Here is a 14,645-nt window from a genome sequence, read left to right as displayed (position 1 = left end):
AAAATGCCATGACGACGACGGGAGAGCCGATGCGTTCCGCATCCCACCCTGCCCGCCAAGGGATGTACGACCCGCGCAATGAGCACGACGCCTGTGGCGTCGGCTTCGTGGCGACCCTCACCGGCGAGGCCAGCCACGAGCTCGTGGAGCAGGCTCTCACCGTGCTGAGGAACCTCGAGCACCGCGGCGCCACCGGTTCCGAGCCCGACTCCGGAGACGGCGCGGGCATCCTCATCCAGGTTCCGGACGCCTTCCTGCGGGCCAGTGTGACCGGCTTCGAGCTGCCCGAAGCCGGTGCCTACGCGGTGGGCATCGCGTTCCTCCCGGAGGGCGAGACCGAGGGCGCGGCCGCCGCGGAGCACATCGAGCGGCTCGCCGCCGAGGAGGGCCTGACCGTCCTCGGCTGGCGCGAGGTGCCCGTCGCCCCCGAACTGCTGGGCAACGGGGCCCGGGCCACCATGCCCGCCTTCCGCCAGCTCTTCGTCGCCGACGGCACCAGCACCGGCGTGGCCCTGGACCGCAAGGCGTTCATGCTGCGCAAGCGCGCCGAGCGCGAGGCGGGGGTCTACTTCCCCTCGCTGTCCGCCCGCACCCTGGTCTACAAGGGCATGCTGACCACCGGTCAGCTGGAGCCGTTCTTCCCGGACCTCTCCGACCGCCGCTTCGCCACGGCCGTCGCGCTGGTCCACTCCCGGTTCTCCACGAACACCTTCCCGAGCTGGCCGCTGGCCCACCCGTACCGCTTCGTCGCCCACAACGGTGAGATCAACACCGTCCAGGGCAACCGCAACTGGATGCGGGCCCGGGAGTCCCAGCTGGTCAGCGATCTGTTCGGGGAGAAGGGCCTGGAGCGGATCTTCCCCGTCTGCACCCCGGACGCCTCCGACTCGGCGACCTTCGACGAGGTCCTGGAGCTGCTCCACCTCGGCGGCCGCTCGCTGCCGCACTCGGTGCTGATGATGGTCCCCGAGGCGTGGGAGAACCACCCCTCCATGGACCCGGCCCGGCGAGCCTTCTACCAGTACCACTCCACGATGATGGAGCCCTGGGACGGCCCGGCCTGTGTCACCTTCACCGACGGCGTCCAGGTCGGCGCCGTGCTGGACCGCAACGGTCTGCGGCCCGGTCGCTACTGGGTCACCGACGACGGTCTGGTCGTGCTCTCCTCCGAGGTCGGCGTCCTGGACATCGACCCGGCCAGGGTGGTCCGCAAGGGCCGGCTCCAGCCGGGCCGGATGTTCCTGGTGGACACCGCCGAGCACCGCATCATCGAGGACCACGAGATCAAGGCCGAGCTGGCCGCCGAGCAGCCGTACGGCGAGTGGCTGGAGGCCGGTCTGATCGACCTGGCCGACCTTCCCGAGCGCGAGCACATCGTGCACACCCACGCCTCGGTCACCCGCCGTCAGCAGACCTTCGGATACACCGAGGAGGAGCTGCGGGTCCTGCTCGCGCCGATGGCCAAGGCCGGCGCCGAGCCGATCGGCTCGATGGGCACCGACTCGCCGATCGCCGCCCTCTCCGAGCGGCCGCGGCTGCTGTTCGACTACTTCACCCAGCTGTTCGCGCAGGTCACCAACCCGCCGCTGGACGCGATCCGCGAGGAGCTGGTCACCTCGCTGATCTCCTCGCTGGGCCCGCAGGGCAACCTGCTGGAGCCGACTTCGGCCTCCTGCCGCAGCGTCACCCTGCCCTTCCCGGTGATCGACAACGATGAGCTGGCCAAGCTCATCCACATCAACGCCGACGGGGACATGCCGGGCCTCAAGGCGGCGAACCTCTCGGGCCTGTACCGGGTCGGTGGCGGCGGTCAGGCGCTCGCCGCCCGGCTGGACGAGATCTGCGCCGAGGCCGACCGCGCCATCGAGGACGGCGCCCGGCTGATCGTGCTCTCCGACCGCCACTCGGACGCCGAGCACGCCCCGATCCCCTCGCTGCTGCTCACCTCCGCTGTCCACCACCACCTCATCGGCACCAAGCAGCGCACCCAGGTGGGGCTGCTGGTCGAGGCGGGCGACGTCCGCGAGGTCCACCATGTCGCGCTGCTGATCGGCTACGGCGCCGCGGCGGTCAACCCGTACCTGGCCATGGAGTCGGTCGAGGACCTGGTCCGGGCCGGCACCTTCCTGCCCGGTGTCGAGGCCGAGACCGCGATCAAGAACCTCATCAAGGCGCTCGGCAAGGGCGTCCTGAAGGTCATGTCCAAGATGGGCATCTCGACCGTGGCCTCCTACCGGGGCGCGCAGGTCTTCGAGGCCGTCGGCCTGGACGAGTCCTTCGTGGACACCTACTTCCACGGCACCGCCACCAAGATCGGCGGCGCGGGCCTGGACGTCGTCGCCAAGGAGGTGGCCGCCCGCCACGCCAAGGCGTACCCCGCCTCCGGCGTCCCCTCCGCCCACCGCACGCTGGAGATCGGCGGCGAGTACCAGTGGCGCCGCGAGGGCGAGCCGCACCTGTTCGACCCCGAGACGGTCTTCCGGCTCCAGCACTCCACTCGGTCGCGCCGCTACGACATCTTCAAGAAGTACACGGAGCGGGTGAACGAGCAGTCCGAGCGGCTGATGACGCTGCGCGGTCTGTTCTCCTTCAAGGGTGAGCGCACCTCGATCCCGATCGAGGAGGTCGAGCCGGTCAGCGAGATCGTCAAGCGGTTCTCCACCGGCGCCATGTCGTACGGCTCCATCTCCCAGGAGGCGCACGAGACCCTCGCCATCGCCATGAACCAGTTGGGCGGAAAGTCCAACACCGGTGAGGGCGGCGAGGACTCCGACCGACTGCACGACCCGGCGCGTCGCTCCTCGATCAAGCAGGTGGCCTCCGGCCGCTTCGGCGTGACCAGCGAATACCTGGTCAACTCCGATGACATCCAGATCAAGATGGCCCAGGGCGCCAAGCCCGGCGAGGGCGGCCAGCTGCCCGGCCACAAGGTCTACCCCTGGGTGGCCAAGACCCGGCACTCCACTCCGGGCGTGGGCCTGATCTCCCCGCCGCCGCACCACGACATCTACTCGATCGAGGATCTCGCCCAGCTGATCCACGACCTGAAGAACGCCAACCCGAAGGCGCGCATTCACGTCAAGCTGGTCTCCGAGGTCGGCGTCGGCACCGTGGCCGCGGGCGTCTCCAAGGCCCACGCCGATGTGGTGCTGATCTCCGGCCACGACGGCGGCACCGGCGCCTCGCCGCTCACCTCGCTCAAGCACGCGGGCGGCCCCTGGGAGCTCGGCCTCGCCGAGACCCAGCAGACGCTGCTGCTCAACGGGTTGCGCGACCGCATCGTGGTGCAGACCGACGGCCAGCTGAAGACCGGCCGCGACGTGGTGATCGCCGCGCTGCTCGGCGCCGAGGAGTTCGGCTTCGCCACCGCGCCGCTGGTGGTCTCCGGCTGCGTCATGATGCGCGTCTGCCACCTGGACACCTGCCCGGTCGGCATCGCCACCCAGAACCCGGTGCTGCGCGAGCGCTACAGCGGCCAGGCCGAGTTCGTGGTGAACTTCTTCCAGTTCATCGCCGAGGAGGTCCGCGAGCTCCTCGCCGAGCTGGGTTTCCGCTCCCTGGACGAGGCCATCGGCCACGCCGAGCTGCTGGACACCACCCGTGCCGTGCAGCACTGGAAGGCCCGCGGCCTGGACCTCGCCCCGCTGCTGTACGTGCCCGAGCTGCCCGAGGGCGCCGTCCGCCACCAGGCGATCGAGCAGGACCACGGGCTGGCCAAGGCGCTCGACAACCAGCTGATCAAGCTGGCGGCCGACGCGCTGAACGCCGAGAGCGCCGAGGCCGCCGAGCCGGTCCGGGCCCAGGTCGCGATCCGCAACATCAACCGGACCGTCGGCACCATGCTCGGCCATGAGGTGACCCGGAAGTTCGGCGGTGCGGGCCTGCCCGAGGACACCATCGACATCACCTTCACCGGCTCGGCCGGCCAGTCCTTCGGCGCGTTCCTGCCCAGCGGTGTCACCCTGCGGCTCGAGGGCGACGCCAACGACTACGTGGGCAAGGGCCTGTCCGGCGGCCGCGTGATCGTCCGCCCGGACCGGGGCGCGGACCACCTCGCCGAGTACTCGACGATCGCGGGCAACACCCTCGCGTACGGCGCGACCGGCGGTGAGATGTTCCTGCGCGGCCGGGTCGGCGAGCGGTTCTGCGTCCGCAACTCCGGCGCCACGGTCGTCTCCGAGGGCGTGGGCGACCACGGCTGTGAGTACATGACCGGCGGCCACGCGGTCGTCCTCGGCCCCACCGGCCGTAACTTCGCGGCCGGGATGTCCGGCGGTATCGCCTATGTGATCGACCTCGACCCGGACAACGTCAACGTCGATCTGCGGGACGCCCTCGGCGCGCTGGACGAAACCGACCAGCGGTGGCTGCACGACGCGGTGCGCCGCCACCACGAGGAGACCGGCTCCACCGTCGCGGGCGCGCTGCTCGACGACTGGGAGACCGCCGTCACCCGCTTCAGCAAGATCATCCCCGCTACGTACCAGGCCGTGCTCGCCGCCAAGGACGCCGCCGAGCGTGCCGGGCTCTCCGAGTCCGAGACCCACGAGAAGATGATGGAGGCGGCGATCAATGGCTGACCCCAAGGGCTTCCTGAGCACTGACCGCGAGGTCGCCGAGACCCGTCCGGTGGAGACGCGCGTCAAGGACTGGAACGAGGTCTACGTCCCCGGCTCGCTGCTGCCGATCATCAGCAAGCAGGCCGGCCGATGCATGGACTGCGGCATTCCGTTCTGCCACAACGGCTGTCCGCTCGGAAACCTCATCCCCGAGTGGAACGACTACGCCTACCGGGAGGACTGGCGCGAGGCCAGCGAGCGGCTGCACGCGACCAACAACTTCCCGGAGTTCACCGGGCGGCTGTGTCCCGCCCCGTGCGAGTCGGCCTGTGTGCTCGGCATCAACCAGCCGGCGGTGACCATCAAGAACGTCGAGGTCACCATCATCGACAAGGCCTGGGACGCCGGTGACGTCACCCCGCAGCCGCCCGAGCGGCTCAGCGGCAAGACCGTCGCCGTGATCGGCTCGGGCCCGGCGGGCCTGGCCGCCGCCCAGCAGCTCACCCGCGCCGGTCACACGGTCGCCGTCTATGAGCGGGCCGACCGCATCGGCGGGCTGCTGCGCTACGGCATCCCCGAGTTCAAGATGGAGAAGCGGCACATCAACCGCCGTATCGAGCAGATGCGCGCGGAGGGCACCAAGTTCCGCACCGAGACCGAGATCGGCCGCGACATCGACGCCGCCAAGCTGCGCAAGCGGTACGACGCCGTGGTCATCGCGGCCGGCGCCACCACCTCGCGCGACCTCCCGGTCCCGGGCCGGGAGCTGAACGGCATCCACTTCGCGATGGAGTACCTGCCGCTCGCCAACAAGGTGCAGGAGGGCGACCTCACCACGTCCCCGATCACCGCCGAGGGCAAGCACGTCGTGGTCATCGGCGGCGGAGACACCGGCGCGGACTGCGTCGGCACCGCCCACCGGCAGGGCGCCGCCTCCGTCACCCAGCTGGAGATCATGCCCAAGCCGGGCGAGGAGCGTGCCCCGGGCCAGCCCTGGCCCACCTTCCCGATGCTCTACAAGGTCACCTCGGCGCACGAGGAGGGCGGCGAGCGGATCTACTCCGTCTCCACCACCCACTTCGAGGGCGACGAGGACGGCAATGTCCAGTGGCTGCACCTGATCGAGGTGGAGTTCAAGGACGGCAAGCTGGAGCAGAAGCCGGGCACCGAGCGGAAGATCCCGGCCCAGCTGGTCACCCTCGCCATGGGCTTCACCGGCACCGACCAGAAGAACGGCCTGGTCGAGCAGTTCGGCCTGGAGCTCGACGAGCGCGGCAACATCGCGCGCGACGCCGACTTCGCCACCAATGTGCCGGGTGTCTTCGTGGCCGGTGACGCGGGCCGCGGCCAGTCGCTGATCGTCTGGGCCATCGCCGAGGGCCGCTCCGCGGCGCGCGGGGTGGACCGCCATCTGGCCGGGGCCAGCGAGCTGCCCGCCCCGATCCGCCCCACCGACCGGGCCCTCATGGTCTGACCCGGTCTCCCGGCTTTCCCGGATCTCCGCCCGTACAACGGCGTACGGACCGGCCGCGCGGCGCCTTCCCCCCTCCCGACCGGGGGAAGGCGCCGCGTGGCGTTTCGGTTGACGTTCTCTCGGACCGGCTGAACAGGTCGGTTGACATTCCCCCGGGCGCACTCCACCATCATTCCACTAACTGATTAGTGAAAGGGTGGTGGAGGGCGGATGGTCGAATACCGCATCGACCGGCGCAGCGGCATCGCCACCTATATGCAGATCGTCCAGCAGACCAAGCAGGCACTCCGCCTCGGACTGCTGGAGCCCGGGGACCGGCTGCCCACGGCCAGGGAGGTCGTCGCGGCCACCGCCATCAACCCCAACACCGTCCTGAAGGCGTACCGCGAGCTGGAGCGCGAAGGGCTGGTCGAGCCCCGGCCGGGTCTTGGCACCTTCGTCCGCCGGTCGCTGGCCCGGCCCGGCGCCGCCGCGGACTCACCGCTGCGCGCGGAGCTCGCCGACTGGACCGACCGGGCCCGCGCCGCCGGGCTCGGCCGCGAGGACGTGACGGCGCTGGTGGCCTCGGTCCTCGAAGAGCGCTTCGGCGAGACCGCCGCCCCCGGCGAGCGTGGACACGAGGAGAACGGGTGACCGACGAGATCGACGCGGCCGGCGCGCTGGAGGCGTCCGGGCTGGGCAAGAAGTACCGACGCGGCTGGGCCCTCAGAGACGTCGCCTTCCGGCTGCCCGCCGGGCGGATCTGCGCCCTGGTGGGCCCCAACGGCTCCGGCAAGAGCACCCTGCTGTCCCTCGCCGCCGGGCTGCTGACCCCGGACACCGGGACCCTGCGGGTCTTCGGCCGGCCCGCCTCCGACCCCGGCACCCGCGAGCGCATCGCCTTCGTCGCCCAGGACAAGCCGCTCTACCCCCGCTTCTCCGTGGCCGACACCCTGCGCCTGGGCCGGGAGCTCAACCCCCGCTGGGACCAGGGGGCCGCCGAACGGGTGGTGGCGGAGGCCGATGTGCCGCTGTCCGCCCGTGTCGGCTCGCTCTCCGGCGGCCAGCGCACCTGTGTGGCCCTCGCCCTCGCCCTCGGCAAACGCGCCGATCTGCTGCTCCTGGACGAGCCGATGGCCGATCAGGACCCACTGCGCCGCCGCCGGATGATGGGCGCCCTGATGGCCGAGGCCGCCGAGCGCGGCACCGGCGTGGTCATCTCCACCCATGTGCTCGCCGAACTCGACGGCGTCTGCGACTACCTGCTGCTGATGGGCGGCGGCCGGATCCGCCTGGCGGGCGGGACGGACGACATCCAAGCCGCGCACAGTCTCGTCACCGGACCCCGCGTGGCCGGGGGCGGAACACCGGACGCGCTCGCCCGCCACACCGTGGTCGAGACCCGTACGACGGGCCGTCAGCTCACCGCGCTGATACGCCCGGAGGGCACCCCGGCCGGGGACGGCTGGATCGTCACCGAACCCTCCCTCGAGGACGTACTGCTCGGCTATCTGCGCGCCCCCGACGCCCCGCCGATGTTCACGGCCGAGGCGCGCGCGACCGTTACGGAGGTGGGGGCATGAGCACGATCGGCATACGGCTCCGGACACCCGGCGCACGGCTCCGCGCCCGAGGGCTGGTGTGGCTGGTGGCGCGCCAGCACCGGGCCGCCCTGTGGGCGGGCCTGGCCGTGGTCGTGGCGATCGCCGCGTACATCGTCTGGCAGCGCGCCGAGATGGTCGGCTATATACGGGCGCACGACATCCAGGGCTGCGCGGACCTGAACGCGGGGGCGCTCTGCCGCGGCAGGGAGATCAGCCCCCAGGAGGGGACCAACCCGACGGCCGAAGCGTTCCGCCACCTCCTCGACACCTACCGCACACCGCTGCTCAACACCGGACGGCTGCTCATCGCGCTGCCCGCGCTGATCGGCGTCTTCATCGGCGCGCCGCTGTTCGCCCGGGAGCTGGAGACGGGCACCCACCAGGTGGTGTGGACCCAGTCCGTCGGCAGGACCCGCTGGCTCATCGCCAAACTCGCGCTCCCGCTCGCCGCCGTCACGGCCGGCACCGCGGTTCTCGCGGCCCTCTACACCTGGTGGTGGCGGGCGGCCCGGGCGCAGTTCCAGGACATCGCCTGGGGCACCGCCGCACCGTTCGACGCGACCGGCCCGGCGGCGGTCGCCCTCACCCCGCTGGCCTTCCTCCTCGGCGCGGCGGCCGGGCTGCTGCTGCGGCGCACCGTGGCCGCCATGGTGGTCACGCTGGGGGCCACCGCCGGTGCCCAGTACGGGCTGGACGCCCTGCGCCCCCATCTGATGACGCCGCGGACGGTCGGCTCCGCCCTCTCCGCGGACACCCCTCCGCAGATCTATTTCAACGCGTGGCGTGGCATGGGCAACGGCTATCTGACCCGGTCCGGGGAGAAGATCCCCCTGGAGAGCTGCTCGTCCGCCGTCGGTGCCGGCTGGGAACGCTGCTTCGCCCGGCTCGGCGCCACCGGGAGGTGGTACGAGGAGCTGCACCCGGCGAGCCACTACTGGCCCATGCAGTGGATGCAGGCCGGAATCTGCCTGGCCGCGGCCGCCGCGCTCGCCGCCCTCTGCGTGTGGTGGATCGGCCGCAGAAGGGCCTGACCCGGGCCCCTCCCCGCCACGGTATTCACGGCATCCACGGCATCACCTTCCGCTCCGATCGGAGTTCCCCTTCCCATGGCCGTCTCGCCTGCCCTCGACACCGCCGGGGCCACCCCGCGCGCCCGCCCGGCGCCCCCGGCCCCGGCGCCCCGCCGCACCGGGCTTACCGGGCGCACCGGGCTTACCGGGCGCGCCGTCGTCGGGCTCGTTCCGGCCGGGCTGACGCTGGCGCTCGGGCTGTGGGGGATCCGCCGCGAGAACAGCATGTGGCGGGACGAGTCGACGACGTATCAAGTCGCCCACCGGAGCGTCGCCGACATCTGGCAGCTGCTCGGCCAGGCCGATGTCGCCCACGGTCTGTACTACCTGCTCATGCATGGCGTCTTCGCCCTCTGGGACGGCGGGCTCGTCGCCCTCCGGCTCCCCTCGGTGCTGGCCATGGCCGCCGCGGCCGCCGGGGTCGGACTGCTCGGGCGGCGGCTCGCGGGGCCCCGCGCCGGACTCGCCGCCGGGCTGGTCTTCCCGCTGGCCCCGGCGGTGCAGCGGTACGCACAGGAGGGGCGGTCGTACGCCCTGGTCTGCGCCGCCGTCGTCGCGGCCACCCATCTGCTGCTGAGCGCCGTGGCCCGGCCCCGCAAGCGCACCTGGGCCGGATACGCCGCCGTCGCCTCGCTGGCCTGTCTGCTGCACGAGTTCGCGATCCTGGCCGTCGTCGCGCACGGTGTCGCGCTGTACCGGGCGCGGGTGGGCGCGCGCTTCGGCTGGGCGTGGGGGCAGGCGGCCTCCGTGGTGGCGGTGGTGCTGGCACCGCTGGTGATCGTCAGTCAGCAGCAGGCGGCGCTGGTCGGCTGGATCTCCCCGCCGGGCCCGCCCGAACTGCTCGGCTTCGGCGCGCTCGCCCTGGTGGGCCTCGGCTGCGCCCGGGGACCGCTGCCCGCGCGCGGGCCCGTCCCGCTGCGCGACCTCGCGCTCGGACTGCTGATCCTGCCCCCGGCCGCGCTGCTGGCGGTGTCGTATCTCCATCCGCTCTACGTCGACCGGTATGTGCTCTACGCCTACGTCGGTCTCGCGCTGCTGATCGGGGCCCGGCTGGACGCGCTGTCGCGGACCGCCGTGGTCCCGGGTGCGCTGGCCGGGGGGCTGGCGGTGGCCGCCGTGGCGGCCCTGCTGCCGTACTCGCTCCAGCTGCGGACCCCGCAGAGCCGGCTCGACGATCCCCTCGCGGCCGCGCGCGCCGTACGGGAGCTGAGCCGCCCTGGCGACGGGGTGCTCTTCCTGCCCGCGCGGCGCCGGGAGCCGGTCATGTCAAGACCGGGGGACTTCCGGGGCCTGCGGGAGCTGGCGCTGGCCCGGCACGCGATCCCCTCGGGCACGCTGCACGGCATCGAGCTGCCCGCACCGCTGATCCGGGCCCGGATGCTGACGGCCGGGCGGATCGTCACGGTGAACGACCCGCCCGGCCAGCCGCTGGACGACACCTCCCAGGAGCGGGTGAAACGGGAGGTGCTCGCGGAGCACTTCCACCGATGCGCCGTCAGGGACGTCACCGGGATGCGGATCGTGCTCTACGGGCGCGAGGGGAAGTGGCGTGAGGGGACCCGGCGCGCGGGGGAGCGGCGCGAGGGGAAGTGGCGCGCGGGGACGTGCTGAACGCCGCCGGGCGCCGTCAGCCCTCGTCCTCCACCAGCCGGGCCGGGAAACCGCCCGTGGCCACCGGGCCCCAGCGCTCGGGGGTGACCCGGATCAGCGACTTGCCCTGCTTGCGCATGGCCTCGCGGTACTCGTCCCAGTCCGGGTGCTCGCCCGCGATATTGCGGTAGTACTCGACCAGCGGCTCGACGGACTCCGGGGTGTCGATCACCTCGGCGGTACCGTCGATCTGCACCCACGGGCCGTTCCATTCGTCGGACAGCACGACGAGGCTCACGGCGGGGTCCCGCTTGGCGTTGCGCACCTTGGCGCGCTCGGGGTAGGTGGACATCACGATCCGGCCGGAGTCGTCGACTCCGCAGGTCAGCGGGGACGCCTGGGGCGAGCCATCCGTCCGGCGGGTCATCAGCAGCGCACGGTGGCGCGGGCGTACGAACTCCAGCAGTTCGTCGAGGCCGACTTGGGTGTTGGTGGCGATGGAGGGGCTCATGCAGGCGAGCGTACGACGTCGAGCGCACTCCAAGGCCGTACGGCGCCGCGGACCGGAGGCGCGTCAGAAGCCGCGGTCACGTGGTCGGCTGCCGCGTCACGTGTCGCCTCATGTGCCGCGTCACGTGTCGCACTCCAGCACCGTGCGGCACAGCCCGCAGCGGGCCCGCAGCCGCCCGCGCACCGGGACCCGGATGCGCTGACGGCAGGTCGGGCAGGGGAAGGAGACGCTCAGCGGGGGGCCGGTGTCGAAGGCGTACTCCCCTCCGGTGGGCGAGGGTCGGCCGGACTGGGCCGACCGGCGGTCCTTGGCGTAGCGGCGGCGGCCGGTCCAGCCGGCGGCGGTGAGCGGCGGCCGGGCCCGCTCCCGGCGGGCCAGCTCCAGCCCCTTGGTGTACGCGTCGTACGCCTGCGGAGAGGTGAACCAGGGGGAGGGGTCCTCGTCGAAGAGCAGCGCCCGCATGGCCAGGACGTAGCCGAACTCCTCCGGTGTCAGATAGCCCAGTTTCTGGCTGGAAACCGAGTCCTGGCGATAGGCGTCGAGCAGCAACCAGCCCGTGCCGAGATAGGCGGCGGTGGTGTCGGTGAGGATTTCGTTGTCGCGTGTGCCGGGGAACGACAGGTCCAGGCGGTGCAGATACACATGTGTGACCTCGTGGGCCAGGGCCGCGCCGATGTCCCGGCGGTGGGTCTTGAAGCGGGAGTTGAGCTCGATGAAGTACTCCGGGCCCGCGGCCAGCTCCACGTTCCCCGCGTGCCGCATCTCCCGGAAGCTCACGATCATCCGGGCGTCGGGCAGCCGCAGATGCTGCACCATGACCCGGGCCACCCGCTGTACGCCCAGGTAGAGGTCGTCCTGGTCGGAGAAGGCCACATCGCCGGGGACCACGCTGAGCCCGAAGGTGTCCACCGTGTCGCGGGACAGCCGGTGGTAGAGCGCGGTGATCGCGGCCCGGACGGTGTCCAGGTGGGGATAGCCGTGCTCGATGTCGCTGCCCGGTGCCGCCACGCCGTCACCCCGTGCCCGTCGCCAGCCGTGCGCCCTGTCTCGCCTCAACCTTACGGTCGTTCGGTGGGGCAGTGGGTAGGCCGCGCTGGCTGGAAACCGACCCTTGTCACTCCGTTGACCCGGTCCACATAATCACAGGGCGTTTTACCGGCTCATCCACGGGATTTCAGAGAGGTTTCCGGATTTCTGTGGTTGGCATGAGCCTGACATGCGCCTCGAACCCCCCACGAAAGGACAGTCCGTTGCGGAACACGCTGAAGCACATCAAGAGAGCCTCGGCCCTCGGCGCGGTCGCCCTCGCCGCCTTCAGCCTCACCCCCGGCAGCGCCAACGCCCAGCCCACCGGCCCCGAGCCGAGCCCCTCCGTGGTCGGCGGCACCCGCGCCGCGCAGGGCGAATTCCCCTTCATGGTCCGGCTCTCCATGGGCTGTGGTGGCGCCCTCTACACCCAGGACATCGTCCTCACCGCCGCCCACTGTGTGGACGGCAGTGGCGCCAACACCTCCATCACGGCCACCGCGGGCGTCGTGGACCTCCAGAGCTCCAGCGCCATCAAGGTCAAGTCCACCCGGGTGCTCCAGGCCCCCGGCTACGACGGCACCGGCAAGGACTGGGCGCTCATCAAGCTCGCCAAGCCGATCAACCAGCCCACCCTGAAGATCGCCGAGACCACGGCGTACAACAAGGGCGACTTCACCGTGGCCGGCTGGGGCGCCGCGGTCGAGGGCGGCGGCCAGCAGCGCTATCTGCTGAAGGCCACCGTGCCGTTCGTCGACGACGCCACCTGCAAGTCCGCCTACGACGAGCTCGTCACCGGCGAGGAGATCTGCGCCGGGAAGATGGCCGAGGGCGGCGTGGACACCTGCCAGGGCGACTCCGGCGGCCCGATGTTCCGCAAGGACGACAGCGGCCAGTGGATCCAGGTCGGCATCGTCAGCTGGGGCGAGGGCTGCGCACGGCCCGGTAAGCCCGGCGTCTACACCGAGGTGAGCACCTTCGCCAAGGACATCAAGGCGGGCGCGACCCAGCTCGGCGGCTGACCTCTCCTCAGCATCGCCTTCGACGGGCACTGACCGGGGCCCGGCCACCGTGCCGGCCCCGGTCAGCTCGGTTCCATCTGTCCGTAGCAGATGCAGAACGGGTGCCCGGCCGGATCGTTGAAGACCCGGAACCCCGAGCGCTCCCCGCCGCTGTCCCGCAGGAACGTCGCCCCGAGCTCGATCAGCTCCCGCTGCGCCCGCTCCGCGTCCGCGCGCGTCTCCACGTCGAAGTCCAGATGGATCTGCTGCGGGTGGGCCGGATCCGGCCAGCGCGGCGGCTGGTGATCAGGCGCCAGCTGGAAGGCCAGCTTACGGCCGTCCTCGGCCGTCAGGGTCGCCCACTCGGGATCGCTGTCGTCCAACCGCCAGCCCAGGATCCTGCCGTAGAAGGCGGCCAGCGCGGCGGGGTCGGGGCAGTCGATGACGGTGCACTGAAGTGTCGCGATCATGTGGGGACCCTACGGGGTATGGGGTATCCGGTGGCTTTCCCCTCCCCGCCCCTTCCCGTTACCAGGGGCTCCACCCCTGGACCCCGCCCCTTCCCGCAGGGGCCGATATGCGGCTGCGCCGCGCGGCGGGGCTTCGCCGTTGGGATCTGGGGCCCGGGGCGGAGCCCCCACGCGACGGAGCTGGACCCCGCACGCCGGTATGCGGTTGGCGCCGTCTGGCAGGGGCCCCGCCTCCCGGCGTCCGGGGCGGATCCCCGTTTTCCTCTCCTCGCCCGTTTCCGCAGGGGTTGATATGCGTCTGCGCCGCGCGCAGGGGCTTCGCCCCTGGGGCCCGGGGCGGAGCTGGACCCTGCACCCCGGTATGCGGTTGGCGCCGCCTGGCGAGGGTCCTGCCCCCGGGGCCTGGTCCCCGTCCCCGTCCGCTTCCGTAGGGGCCGATATGCGTCTGCGTCGCGCGGCAGCGGCTTCGCCTCCGGGGTCTGGGGCGGAGCCCCAGTTTCGGGAAGGGGCGGGGAGGGGAGCAGCCCGCCGCAGGCGTCAAGACCCGTCGGACGCCCGCCCCTGGCCCGGAAACGGCTCCGCCCGGAGCGGCCACGGGGAAAGCCGGGCCGGAGGTCACCGGGAAAGCCGGGCCGGAGGTCACCGGGAAAGCCGGGCCGGAGGTCTCCGGAAAGTCGGCCGGAAGTGGAACCTCTCCCCGCCCGGGCGACTCCTCCACGGTGGAGGCGCCGTACCGGGAGCGGTCCTCCACCACGACCGCCCCGCCCCCTTCCGCGCCCCCGCGGGCCGGACCCCGAACCCCCCACAGGGGTCGGGGCGGTCCGGAGGCCCGGGGCCGACCGAGGGCAGACCCCGGACCGGGCCGACGCGGGCCGACCCAGGCCGAAGCGCCCCCGAGCGGAACCGGGCTCCGGGGAAAAGTACTCTCGGGAGGCATGACGCACAGCATGAGCGACCACACCGCCGGACAGCCGGCGACGCCGGGGAACCCCGAGGGGATCGACCCGTCCGTCCTCGACGAGCTGACCCGGTTGCGCGACAGCATCGACAACATCGACGCGGCCGTGGTCCATATGCTCGCCGAGCGATTCAAGTGCACCCAGCAGGTCGGCCACCTCAAGGCCGCCCACCGGCTCCCCCCGGCCGACCCGGCCCGCGAGGCGCGCCAGATCACCCGGCTGCGGCAGCTCGCCGAGAGCGCCAAGCTCGACCCCGGCTTCGCCGAGAAGCTACTCAACTTCATCATCGCCGAGGTCATCCGGCACCACGAGACCATCGCGCGCTCCGACAACGGCCCCGAGGGCCCCGAGGGCGCACTCCGGTAGTGCGCCCGGGCGGTCGTACGCGCCGGGCAACCACTT

Annotated in this window: 11 protein-coding genes; 8 read left to right on the top strand and 3 right to left on the bottom strand. The window is 72.0% G+C overall.

Annotation, left to right across the window (positions count from 1 at the left end; genetic code table 11):
• Positions 1–29 precede the first annotated feature (29 nt).
• The 6 genes from gltB to ACJX2R_RS15750 all read left to right on the top strand — a co-directional run bounded on the left by gltB (position 30) and on the right by ACJX2R_RS15750 (position 10,297).
• Positions 30–4,580: a glutamate synthase large subunit gene (gene gltB, locus ACJX2R_RS15775; protein ID WP_262704705.1), complete on the top strand. Its 4,551-nt coding sequence runs from the start codon at positions 30–32 to the stop codon at positions 4,578–4,580.
• On the top strand, positions 4,573–6,033 hold the full coding sequence (locus ACJX2R_RS15770) for a glutamate synthase subunit beta (protein WP_413100622.1): 1,461 nt from the start codon (positions 4,573–4,575) through the stop codon (positions 6,031–6,033). Before gltB ends, ACJX2R_RS15770 begins: the two co-directional genes overlap by 8 nt.
• Before the next feature lie 210 nt (positions 6,034–6,243).
• Positions 6,244–6,666, top strand: coding sequence for a GntR family transcriptional regulator (locus ACJX2R_RS15765; protein WP_413100621.1), 423 nt, complete (start codon positions 6,244–6,246; stop codon positions 6,664–6,666).
• Entirely contained in the window at positions 6,663–7,595 is a 933-nt protein-coding gene (locus ACJX2R_RS15760; protein ID WP_413100620.1) for an ABC transporter ATP-binding protein, read from the top strand. Before ACJX2R_RS15765 ends, ACJX2R_RS15760 begins: the two co-directional genes overlap by 4 nt.
• Entirely contained in the window at positions 7,592–8,647 is a 1,056-nt protein-coding gene (locus tag ACJX2R_RS15755; RefSeq protein ID WP_413100619.1) for a translation initiation factor IF-2, read from the top strand. The genes ACJX2R_RS15760 and ACJX2R_RS15755 overlap by 4 nt, the downstream gene beginning before the upstream one ends.
• A 75-nt stretch (positions 8,648–8,722) precedes the next feature.
• Entirely contained in the window at positions 8,723–10,297 is a 1,575-nt protein-coding gene (locus tag ACJX2R_RS15750) for a glycosyltransferase family 39 protein (RefSeq protein ID WP_413100618.1), read from the top strand.
• 16 nt (positions 10,298–10,313) lie between these two features.
• Here the strand turns inward: ACJX2R_RS15750 and ACJX2R_RS15745 are convergent, their stop codons facing one another.
• Both ACJX2R_RS15745 and ACJX2R_RS15740 read right to left on the bottom strand, forming a co-directional pair.
• Complete coding sequence (locus ACJX2R_RS15745) at positions 10,314–10,787, bottom strand: PPOX class F420-dependent oxidoreductase (protein ID WP_210947068.1); 474 nt, start codon at positions 10,785–10,787, stop codon at positions 10,314–10,316.
• 120 nt (positions 10,788–10,907) lie between these two features.
• Positions 10,908–11,795, bottom strand: a complete 888-nt coding sequence (locus ACJX2R_RS15740) for a hypothetical protein (RefSeq protein ID WP_413100617.1) — start codon at positions 11,793–11,795, stop codon at positions 10,908–10,910.
• 242 nt (positions 11,796–12,037) lie between these two features.
• Between ACJX2R_RS15740 and ACJX2R_RS15735 the strand changes: the two genes are divergently transcribed.
• The gene (locus ACJX2R_RS15735) at positions 12,038–12,835 is read left to right on the top strand and encodes a S1 family peptidase (RefSeq protein ID WP_413100616.1); all 798 of its coding nucleotides are present in this window, start codon (positions 12,038–12,040) and stop codon (positions 12,833–12,835) included.
• Between the two features lie 62 nt (positions 12,836–12,897).
• Here ACJX2R_RS15735 and ACJX2R_RS15730 read toward each other — a convergent pair whose 3' ends face one another.
• The gene (locus ACJX2R_RS15730) at positions 12,898–13,284 is read right to left on the bottom strand and encodes a VOC family protein (RefSeq protein ID WP_262704714.1); all 387 of its coding nucleotides are present in this window, start codon (positions 13,282–13,284) and stop codon (positions 12,898–12,900) included.
• Between the two features lie 947 nt (positions 13,285–14,231).
• Here ACJX2R_RS15730 and ACJX2R_RS15725 point away from each other — a divergent pair.
• On the top strand, positions 14,232–14,609 hold the full coding sequence (locus ACJX2R_RS15725) for a chorismate mutase (RefSeq protein ID WP_262704742.1): 378 nt from the start codon (positions 14,232–14,234) through the stop codon (positions 14,607–14,609).
• The last annotated feature ends 36 nt before the right edge of the window (positions 14,610–14,645 follow it).

It is taken from the genome of Streptomyces sp. Inha503, from assembly GCF_047215865.1.
In the GTDB taxonomy this organism is placed as follows: domain Bacteria; phylum Actinomycetota; class Actinomycetes; order Streptomycetales; family Streptomycetaceae; genus Streptomyces; species Streptomyces lycopersici.
Note: the sequence above shows the minus strand (reverse complement) of the source record. Positions and strands in the feature narration are given on the sequence as shown.

Bases quoted from the DNA above. Each gene is read 5' to 3' on its own strand.
- ACJX2R_RS15765 (WP_413100621.1), top strand. From the start codon at position 6,244: ATGGTCGAATACCGCATCGACCGGCGCAGCGGCATCGCCACCTATATG.
- ACJX2R_RS15750 (WP_413100618.1), top strand. From the start codon at position 8,723: ATGGCCGTCTCGCCTGCCCTCGACACCGCCGGGGCCACCCCGCGCGCC.
- ACJX2R_RS15725 (WP_262704742.1), top strand. From the start codon at position 14,232: ATGAGCGACCACACCGCCGGACAGCCGGCGACGCCGGGGAACCCCGAG.
- ACJX2R_RS15745 (WP_210947068.1), bottom strand. From the start codon at position 10,787: ATGAGCCCCTCCATCGCCACCAACACCCAAGTCGGCCTCGACGAACTG.
- ACJX2R_RS15770 (WP_413100622.1), top strand. From the start codon at position 4,573: ATGGCTGACCCCAAGGGCTTCCTGAGCACTGACCGCGAGGTCGCCGAG.
- gltB (WP_262704705.1), top strand. From the start codon at position 30: ATGCGTTCCGCATCCCACCCTGCCCGCCAAGGGATGTACGACCCGCGC.
- ACJX2R_RS15730 (WP_262704714.1), bottom strand. From the start codon at position 13,284: ATGATCGCGACACTTCAGTGCACCGTCATCGACTGCCCCGACCCCGCC.
- ACJX2R_RS15755 (WP_413100619.1), top strand. From the start codon at position 7,592: ATGAGCACGATCGGCATACGGCTCCGGACACCCGGCGCACGGCTCCGC.